The organism is Streptomyces durocortorensis (assembly GCF_016901035.1).
Classification (GTDB): Bacteria; Actinomycetota; Actinomycetes; order Streptomycetales; family Streptomycetaceae; genus Streptomyces; species Streptomyces durocortorensis.
Genome location: NZ_JAFEUF010000262.1, coordinates 1 through 8,724 on the forward strand (window position 1 = coordinate 1; position 8,724 = coordinate 8,724).

The window sequence follows — 8,724 nt, forward strand, 5'->3', positions numbered from 1 at the left end:
GGGCCGTACCGGCCGGGAGAGGGGGCGTACCGGCCGGGATGGGGGTCCGTACGGGCTCCGCGCCCGGGGGTGTCACAGGGCGGGCCGCAGCCGGAAACGAGGACGCCCGGTCGCTGGCGACGGGGGATGCACCAGCGACCGGGCTTCTAGAACCGTAACAAGAGATCTGCCGTTCGCAAATTCGATCTCGCCTGTAGGGACGCGTATTTACTTACGAGTACGGCGAGTTGTGACGCGGGTCACCGTCTGTCGCGCCCTGTCGTCACGGTCAGCTGAGGGTCACCTGACGGTTGGTGAGACCGCCCCGGGCACGCCGTTCCTCGGCGCTGAGCGGGGCGTCGGACGCGAGCGCCGTGGCCAGTCGCTCGGCGAACTCGACGGCGGGCTTCTCGCACGCCTCGGCGCCCATCGAGGTCGGCAGGTCCCAGACGGGAACGACGAGCCCGTGCGCCCGGAACGACCCGACCAGCCGGGTCTCGTCGCCGAGCGAGGAGGTGCCCGCGGCGTGCAGCCGGGCGAGCGCGTCGAGGAGCTGCTCCTCGGGGTGCGGCATGACCCAGCGCAGGTGGTTCTTCTCCGGGGTCTCGCACCAGTACGCGGCGTCGACGCCGGACAGCAGCGTCGTCGGGATCGCGGCGGCGTTCGCACGCTCAAGCGACGCGGACACCTCGGGGGTGGCGTTCTCCGCGTCCGGCACCCAGAACTCGAACCCGGAGTGCACCTCCGGCTCGAAGGCGGCGTCCGGGGCCAGGAGGTCCTGAAGGCGCGGACCGTCGGCCGGTACGCGGCGGGCGGTGACGGGGGAGCCGGGCTCGGCCTCCAGAGCACGCTGGAGGGTGTCCGCGAGGTCGCGGCTGAGGTCGCCGGACGAGGTGTCGTTCTGCAGGGCGAGCAGGACGGAACCGTCGTCGCGGCGCAGCGCCGGCCAGGCCATCGGCAGGACCGTCGCGAGCTTCACCGACGGAACGCCTTCGGGCAGCCCGTCCTTGAGGGTCAGTTCGACCGTGGCGGCGGGCACCAGCTCGCGCAGCGCGACCCAGTCGCACTCTCCCGCCAGTCCCTCGAAGGGGCGATGCACGAGCTCGGTCACGGCCTGGGCGGCGGCGCGTCCGTGACACGCCTTGTAACGGCGGCCCGATCCGCACGGGCAGGGCTCACGGGCCCCGACGACCGGGATCTCACCGTCCTTGAGCTGCTGCTTCCCGGCCTTGGACTGAGGGCGCTTCTTGGCCATGGTGGGCGTTCTCCCGATTGCGACAGTGCGGACTCGGCGCGAGCCTAGCCGCCCGGGGAGCCGTGCCCCGCCCACGTATGCACATGACTCCGCCCACGTACGCACATGACTCCGCCCGTGTACGCGCTCGGGCCTTGCCGTTCGCACCTTCGACCGGCGCTCGCGGGCCCGTACGCGCCAAGCCCCTGCGCTCCGGCCGTCCTCCGGCTCTCAGCTCACGTCGTCGAGGACGTCGGAGAAGTCCAGGCCCTCGAACCCGGTGAGCCCGCCGACGCCGTTCGCGCCGGTGGTGCCGGTGGTGCCGTTCGCGGCCACCCCGCCCGTACCGGAGCCGTTCACGTCGGAGGCGCTGCCGCCGATGCCGGGCGGCTTCTTGGAGGAGACCAGGGCCCAGACGGTGACCTCGCCGGAGGAGTCGTCCCGTACGCCCCACTCCTGGGCCAGGGCGCTGATGATGTTGAGGCCCCGGCCGCCGCGTGCCGTCACCGAGGGGGTGGCCGGAACCGGGCGGGTCGGGCCGCCGCCGTCCGTGACCTCCACGGTGAGCCCGCCGCCGGTGTCCACCCGCCAGGCGGCGCGGATGTCCCCGTCGCCGACGTCGGTGTGCCGTCCGAGCGGCCTGCCGTGCCGGCAGGCGTTGCTGAGAAGTTCGGAAAGGATCAGAACAGCGTCGTCGACGACCGCGTCCGACACCCCGTTGCCGCGCAACTGCTCACGCATCCGGTGTCGTGCCTGCCCCACGCCGGCAGGGCCATGAGGAATGGCCATGCTCGACGACGCGGGCACCTCTTGTGCCACCACCAACGCCACCCCCGAGACCTCCTTTGCCCCACGCCACGGGTTGGATGCCCCACTGAGCTGGACCGGAAACCGGCCAATGCGCTGCCGGTGACGCACTCGTAACGATCGAACGCGCAGCGAATGCGCCGGAGCACACCCCGTAACGGTCGAGGTCGGGCCCCGGCGCGCCCCTTTTCGAGCTCATTCCCGACTAAATACGGCCCAGTTGGGACAGAACCTGCTTCGGGCGGTTGGTGATGATCGCCTCGACGCCGAGCTCGGCGCACAGGTCGACGTCGGCCGGCTCGTTCACGGTCCACACGTGCACCCGGTGGCCCGCGCGGTGCAGCCGTTCGATGTACCCGGGGTGGCTGCGCACGATCCGCATGCCGGGGCCCGCGATCCGCGCCCCGGCGGGCAGCCGCCCGTCGCGCATCCGGGGCGAGACGAACTGCATCAGGTAGACCGTGGGCAGCGTGGGTGCGGCCGCCTGGACGCGGTGCAGGGAGCGGGCGGAGAAGCTCATGACGCGGATGGGGGAGGGCCCGTCGGCGGGCGGATCGGCCAGCCCGAAGCGCTTCAGCAGCTCCAGGAGCCGCTCCTCGACCTGCCCGGCCCAGCGGGTGGGGTGCTTCGTCTCGATGGCCAGCTGCAGATCCCTCCCGGTGGCCCGTACCTCGGTGAAGAGCTCCAGGAGCCGCTCCAGGGTGAGTACGGAGGTGAGCTCGCCCGGCACCGGATCCCAGTCGGGCGACTCCTCGTGGTCCTTCCAGGAGCCGAAGTCGAGGGCGGCGAGGTCGGCGAGTTCCAGGGCGGACACGGCGCCGCGCCCGTTGGACGTACGGTTCACCCGCCGGTCGTGGACGCAGACGAGGTGGCCGTCGGCGGTGAGCCGGACATCGCACTCCAGAGCGTCGGCACCGTCCTCGATCGCCTTGCGATAGGCGGCCAGGGTGTGCTCGGGGGCGTCGTCGGAGGCCCCGCGGTGGGCGATGACCTGGATGGAGGTGTGCGCGCTGCGCTGCCGTGCGTGGGTCACCCGCGCCATGGTGTCACCGCCGCGGGGATGGCTGAGCACATGTCACCCTGGAGGTCTGTTTTGTCGGATGTAAAGATTGGTGTGTGGATGCACAGGTCCTGCTTACAGTGGCCCGACGCGTTGTGGGAAAAGCTGACCGCAGACACGTGCACAGCGGATTTCTTGCCGAATGCCGACTGGATGCCGAGTGGAACCGAGGAGTAGAGAGCTGTGAGCACAGAGAACGAGGGCAACGAGGACCGCGCGGTACCGGCCGTGCCGTCCGTTCCGTCCGCACCTCCCGTGCCGGCCGACGCTCCTGAGCCGGCGACCGGCGAAGGCACGCCTCCGTCGCCGGCGGCCCCGGCGCAGGACACCACGCGCGAGACGGTGCACGATTCCGCGCAGGACACCGCGCGCCTTCCTGTGCACGACGACACCGGCGCAACGGAGGCGGCTCCGGGCGCCCACGGTGCTCCCGGCTCCTCCGGCGCTTCCGGCTCGGCGACTCCGGCACCGGGCGCACCGGCGCACGCGGAGGCCCCGCGCCACGACCCCACGCACCAGGGCACTCCGGCGCACCAGGGCTCCACGTCCTCCCAGGGCGCTCCGGGCACGCCCGCGTACGGGTACCCCGCCTCGAACCAGCCGCCTCAGCAGCCCCCGCAGCCGCCGCAGCACTCCCCATACGGAGCGGAGCCCGGCCTCCCCGCGGGGGCCGAGTCCTGGCCGCCGCCCCCGCCCGCCGTCCCGGCGTACGCCGGCGGGCACGCCGGTCACGCGTCCGGCCACGCTGCCGGTCACGCGTCCGGCGGTATCGGCAACGGCGGCGGCCACGGCCCGGTCTGGGGCGCTCCGGTCCCGCCCGGCACAGACCCCGCGGGCGGCGGCAGGAGCGGCAAGAGCAAGGCCGGCGGCCTGGTGGCGGCTGTGGCCGTGGCGGCGCTCGTCGCGGGCGGCATCGGCGGAGCCCTCGGTTTCTGGGCGGCCGACCGCAACGACAACGGCTCCTCCGGCAGCTCGACCACGGTCTCGGCGTCGGACACCCCGAAGGACCTGAAGCGCCCGGCGGGCACGGTGGCCGGGGTCGCCGCGAAGGCGCTCCCCAGCGTGGTCACCATCGACGCACAAGGCGGCGAGGGCGAGGGCGGCACGGGCACCGGCTTCGTGTACGACAAGGAAGGCCACCTCCTCACCAACAACCACGTGGTGGCCTCCGCCGCGGAGTCCGGCGAACTGTCGGCGACCTTCTCCGACGGCAAGAAGTACGCCGCCGAGGTGGTCGGCCGGGCGCAGGGCTACGACGTGGCCGTGCTGAAGCTGAAGAACCCGCCCGCGGGCCTGACGCCCCTCCCCCTCGGCAACTCGGAGGGCGTCGCGGTGGGCGACTCGACGATCGCGATCGGCGCGCCCTTCGGCCTCTCGAACACGGTCACCACGGGCATCATCAGCGCGAAGAACCGCCCGGTGGCGTCCGGTGACGGCCAGAGCAACAAGAACTCCTACATGAGCGCCCTGCAGACCGACGCCTCGATCAACCCGGGCAACTCCGGCGGCCCGCTGCTGGACGGGACGGGCGCGGTCATCGGCATCAACTCGGCGATCCAGTCGACCGGCGGCGGCCTCGGCCAGTCCCAGGCCGGCTCGATCGGCCTCGGCTTCGCGATCCCGATCAACCAGGCCAAGAACGTCGCCGAGCAGCTGATCAAGACCGGCAAGCCGGTCTACCCGGTGATCGGCGCGACGGTGTCGATGGAGGAGAAGACGGGCGGCGCGGCGATCTCCCCCGAGGGCACGGGCGGCACCCCCGCCGTCACCCCGAACGGCCCGGCGGCCAAGGCGGGCCTCAAGGCGGGCGACGTGATCACGAAGTTCAACGACACCGTGATCGACAGCGGCCCGACCCTGATCGGCGAGATCTGGACCCGCAAGCCGGGCGAGAAGGTGACCCTGACGTACGAGCGCGACGGCAAGGAGGCCACGGCCGAAGTCACCCTGGGCCAGCGCGAGGGCGACAGCTGACCGGCTAGGCTGTCCCACGCGTCGAACCGGCCCCACACGGGCCTGACGGCCCATCGGCTTGCACAGCGACGGAACCGCCGACGCGGGGTGGGTTGCCCGAGCGGCCTAAGGGAACGGTCTTGAAAACCGTCGTGGCAGCGATGTCACCGTGGGTTCAAATCCCACACCCACCGCAGCAGGTCAGACGTTGTGCAGGTCAGAAGGGGTGCCTCTCACCGAGGGGCACCCCTTCTGCGTGCAGCCTGTCTCACCCCGGATCGGCGGTATCCCACCTCTGACCAGCGCGTGCGGCCAACCTGCGGCCAGGTTTCACGACCTCTCGGTCTCGCCCTCGTGCTCCGATAGACCTTGCTCGATCAGGGCGTTCATCCTTGCTTCCTCGCCGTCCAGCACCTTGGCGTAGTAGCGCTGCAGCACGGCGACGCTCTGACCCGCGCGGCGGGCCGTCTCTGCGAGGCTTACCCCGGAGCGGAGCCAGAACGAGACGCACGCGTGCCGAAGGTCGTACGGGATGGCGGCCAGAGGAGAGGCCACCTGCGCGGGCGTGAGTGCCTTCCGACGGGCTTCCTTCCACACCGAGCCGTACTCCTGCGACCGGACGGGCCCACCTCGTACGGCACTGAACAGTTGACCCTCGGTCGCGCTGCCGAACGCTTCGAGGTGGGTTCGCAGGATGGCGACCAGCACCGGCGGGATGGGCACGGGCCGGACCGCGCGGCGGGCCCGATGCTTGAGCTGTCGTTCCTCGTACGGCTTGCCGTCGTCGGTCCAGGCCGAACCCACCTGCGGCCGGGCGCCAGCGAGCATCAGGCGTCCCCAGCCTTCATCGGGGAGTTCGCACTGCTCAGCGCTCAGCATGGATACCTCCTCCGGTCGCATGGCGGCGTAGTAGATGCACGCGTAGAACGCGACCAAGTGGGCGCCGCGCGGCCCTTGCGCGCGGACCGCATCCAGTAGCGCCCCTGCCTGTGCCGGTGTGGCGACGCTGCGAACGTCCAGTTCCTCCACCGCCTTGGGGGTCTCCCAGTGCACTCGGTGCAGGGGATTGCCGGGCAACAGCTCTTGTTCCACGGCGAGCCGGAGGCAGTTGCTCAGCACAGCCCGACGCCGCCGGAACGTGTTCGCTGCGGCGGCCTTGCCGTCCTGCCGCTTGGCCAGGGCTTCCAGCACCATGCGCACGCGCTTCGCGCTGTCCAGGTCGACCACGGCCGGCGCGTTGCGTGCTACCCACGCCAACGCCTTGGTCTCCGCTTCCGGCGGTTCCTGATCATGGCGTCCGGCGTTGAACGCCCACTGGTAGAGAGCACGCCGTAGGAGGTCGTCCGCCGGGCGGCCCTTGCCGTCCGGGCAGAGAGCCATCGTGGCGATGGTCAGGCTCTCTGCGATGCTCGCGCGGTGCTTCGCTGCGGCAGTCGGCCACTTGCGCGCGGCGTGTGCTCGGGCATGGGCGTACCAACTCGTGCGATTCCGCTCGCGCAGCTCCGACACGGGGAGGCCGGTCTCGGTGTCGAACGGCTCTCCCTTCCGGGTCGCGGTCAGCAGTTCCGCGCGGCGAGCGTCGGCGAGCGTCTTGGTGGCGAACTTCTCCGGGAACTCCGTCCCGTCGACTTGCCAGCGGAGTTGATACGGGGCTGACTTGCTCGGACGCTTCCGGACGCTCCAAATGCGCACGTCGTAGCTGTGCATTGTTCTCCTTCATGGAGATGGGGCCCCGCCGCGAACGGCAGGGCCCCATCGGTCGGTCAGCGGTTAAGCGGTGATCTCGTGCTTGGCCCACCACGCGTCCAAGTCGGTGCGGCGGCATCGGATCTGGCCGTTCGGCAGCTTGATGAGCTTCGGTGCCTTGCCACGGGCGCGCATCCGGTAGAAGGCGGCGCGACTCATCTCGATCTCTTCGAGGACTTCACTGAGCTTGAGCTTCTCGGTGCCGGCCAAGGTGGTGACTCCTCTGGTCTTCTTCCTTCTGGGGAATCCGCAACGTCCGCCACGCCGCCACACCGCAGGTCAGGGGCCTGCGTTTGTGGCGGATGGCGGTCGTGTGGCGGATACGTGCCGCCACATCCGGGGGTGTGGCGGCACCTGGTGACGCTGGAGGTCAGCCCGCGACGGGGAAGAGCGGTGTGGCGGATTCCTCAGACATGTGGCGGGTGGTCGTGGCGGTATCCGCCACGGATTCACCCCCGCTGACCTGCGGTGTGGCGGACGTGGCGGATGTTGCGGATTCCTCAGGGGGCGGGGGGCAGTACCGCGTCCAGGCGTCCGTGAGGTCTTCCGCGTAGTAGCCCTTGGGGGTGCCGGACGGGGTACGGATGCCACGCGGCTTGATGGGCTTGATGGCCGGGGTGACGTACTGGCCCAGGAGCTTGGCGAGCGTCCGTGAGTTCAGCGGCTTGTCGTCCAGGTCGCCCCAGGGGGCGTCGTCCATGCGGAGCAGGATTTCGAGGATGACGGCGGTGGGCACCCGGTCCGCGCCACAGAACACGGTGTCGCGCAGGTCGGTCAGCAGCCGGACACCCAACGATGCTTCGTCGTTGTCCTGACCGGCGTTGATCAGGTCCAAGCAGGCGGCCCGGGCCCGTGCGGGCCACGTTCCGCCGGCCGCGTCCGCGACAGCGAGCAACGGTTCCCACACGTCGGCGGGCCGGTCGGTGACCCCTTCGGGCATCTCGGGCCAGGCGTTGGCGACCTGGTCGCGGACGGTGTCGGCCCACTTCGCGATCCGGTCGCGCAGGGCGTGGCCCTGCTTCTCGTGGATGCGCTGGCGGTAGGACTCGACCTTCTCGTTGGGGGCCCGCTTCCGCATCCGGATGATGACCGACCGCGTCAGCACCGTGTCGGGGAGGGAGCCGAGCCCCGCCATGGCGACCGCGCAGTACGAGCCGAACACCTGGGCATTCTGGTTGGAGCCGTCCCCGACGCACCGCAGAGCCCCGCCGATCCTGCGGTATCCGGCGTTCAGGAACCCGCGCAGCGCCTCGTCCGCCCCGGCCTTGGGCCCGAAGATGGTGTCCACCTCGTCGAACAGGACCGTGGGAAGTCCCTCGGCGGAGTCGACCAGCCGGTACAGGGCGTTCGCGGACGCGGACACCGTGCTCATCGGGCGGGGGGTGAGGAGTTCCACGATCTCCAGCGCCCGGGACTTCCCCGACCCCGGTTCCGGGGAGAGGAACGCGATGCGGGGGGTGGTCTCGAAGCAGTCGATCAGGTGGGCGTGTGCGTCCCACAGGGCGACCGCGACGTAGGCGGACTCGGTGGGGAAGACGTTGAACCGGCGGTGGAAGGCTTCCACCGCGTTGAGCAGGGCGGCACCGTCGATGGGTGCCTTGGGCTGCGGGTTGGGGTTCATGCGGCGTTCCTCCGGTGCTGCTCGGTGTGCGGGCAGTGGTCGACGCGGGCGCGGGTGGTCAGGTCGGTGACGCGGTCACGGCCCCGGGCGCGTTCGTGGTGGCCGCAGGCGCAGAGCCAGTCGGCGGCGGGGATCTGGTTGCGTCCGAGCCCGCGCACCATGAGGCCGGGGCGGATGCCGGTCACCGTGACCGTGTGCGGGTCAGGGAGAACAGCAACGGGGACGGCCTTGCGGCCGACGCCTTTCGGCTCGCCACCGGCCATCGGCGCCGCGGCGGGGTTGGCGGCCTGCGGGGTGTTCGGGGTGGCAGGCAGGCTCTTAAAT

8 protein-coding genes and 1 tRNA gene are annotated in these 8,724 nt (G+C 71.1%); 2 read left to right on the plus strand and 7 right to left on the minus strand.

Going from position 1 to position 8,724, the window contains the following annotated elements; all coding sequences use genetic code 11:
- Positions 1–268 precede the first annotated feature (268 nt).
- The 3 genes from JS521_RS30540 to JS521_RS30550 all read right to left on the minus strand — a co-directional run bounded on the left by JS521_RS30540 (position 269) and on the right by JS521_RS30550 (position 3,062).
- Positions 269–1,234, minus strand: coding sequence for a DUF5926 family protein (locus JS521_RS30540; RefSeq protein ID WP_205086175.1), 966 nt, complete (start codon positions 1,232–1,234; stop codon positions 269–271).
- 210 nt (positions 1,235–1,444) lie between these two features.
- Positions 1,445–2,131, minus strand: coding sequence for an ATP-binding protein (locus JS521_RS30545; RefSeq protein WP_205086176.1), 687 nt, complete (start codon positions 2,129–2,131; stop codon positions 1,445–1,447).
- A 94-nt stretch (positions 2,132–2,225) separates the two neighbouring features.
- Complete coding sequence (locus JS521_RS30550) at positions 2,226–3,062, minus strand: glycerophosphodiester phosphodiesterase (protein ID WP_205086177.1); 837 nt, start codon at positions 3,060–3,062, stop codon at positions 2,226–2,228.
- Positions 3,063–3,263: 201 nt separating this feature from the next.
- Here JS521_RS30550 and JS521_RS30555 point away from each other — a divergent pair, with 201 nt between their 5' ends.
- Together JS521_RS30555 and JS521_RS30560 are read left to right on the plus strand one after the other, a co-directional pair.
- On the plus strand, positions 3,264–5,054 hold the full coding sequence (locus JS521_RS30555; RefSeq protein ID WP_205086178.1) for a S1C family serine protease: 1,791 nt from the start codon (positions 3,264–3,266) through the stop codon (positions 5,052–5,054).
- An 86-nt stretch (positions 5,055–5,140) separates the two neighbouring features.
- Positions 5,141–5,227 (plus strand) — tRNA-Ser (locus JS521_RS30560).
- Positions 5,228–5,363: 136 nt separating this feature from the next.
- Here the strand turns inward: JS521_RS30560 and JS521_RS30565 are convergent.
- From JS521_RS30565 to JS521_RS30580, 4 genes are all read right to left on the minus strand, one after another.
- Positions 5,364–6,740 (minus strand): tyrosine-type recombinase/integrase, encoded by a 1,377-nt coding sequence (locus JS521_RS30565; RefSeq protein WP_205086179.1) that lies wholly within the window; start codon positions 6,738–6,740, stop codon positions 5,364–5,366.
- A 63-nt stretch (positions 6,741–6,803) separates the two neighbouring features.
- Complete coding sequence (locus tag JS521_RS30570; protein WP_150193423.1) at positions 6,804–6,989, minus strand: helix-turn-helix transcriptional regulator; 186 nt, start codon at positions 6,987–6,989, stop codon at positions 6,804–6,806.
- 160 nt (positions 6,990–7,149) lie between these two features.
- Entirely contained in the window at positions 7,150–8,400 is a 1,251-nt protein-coding gene (locus JS521_RS30575) for a DUF3631 domain-containing protein (RefSeq protein WP_205086180.1), read from the minus strand.
- A partial coding sequence (locus tag JS521_RS30580; RefSeq protein WP_239488061.1) for a hypothetical protein occupies positions 8,397–8,724 on the minus strand: 328 nt, incomplete at its 5' end. The genes JS521_RS30580 and JS521_RS30575, both read right to left, overlap by 4 nt.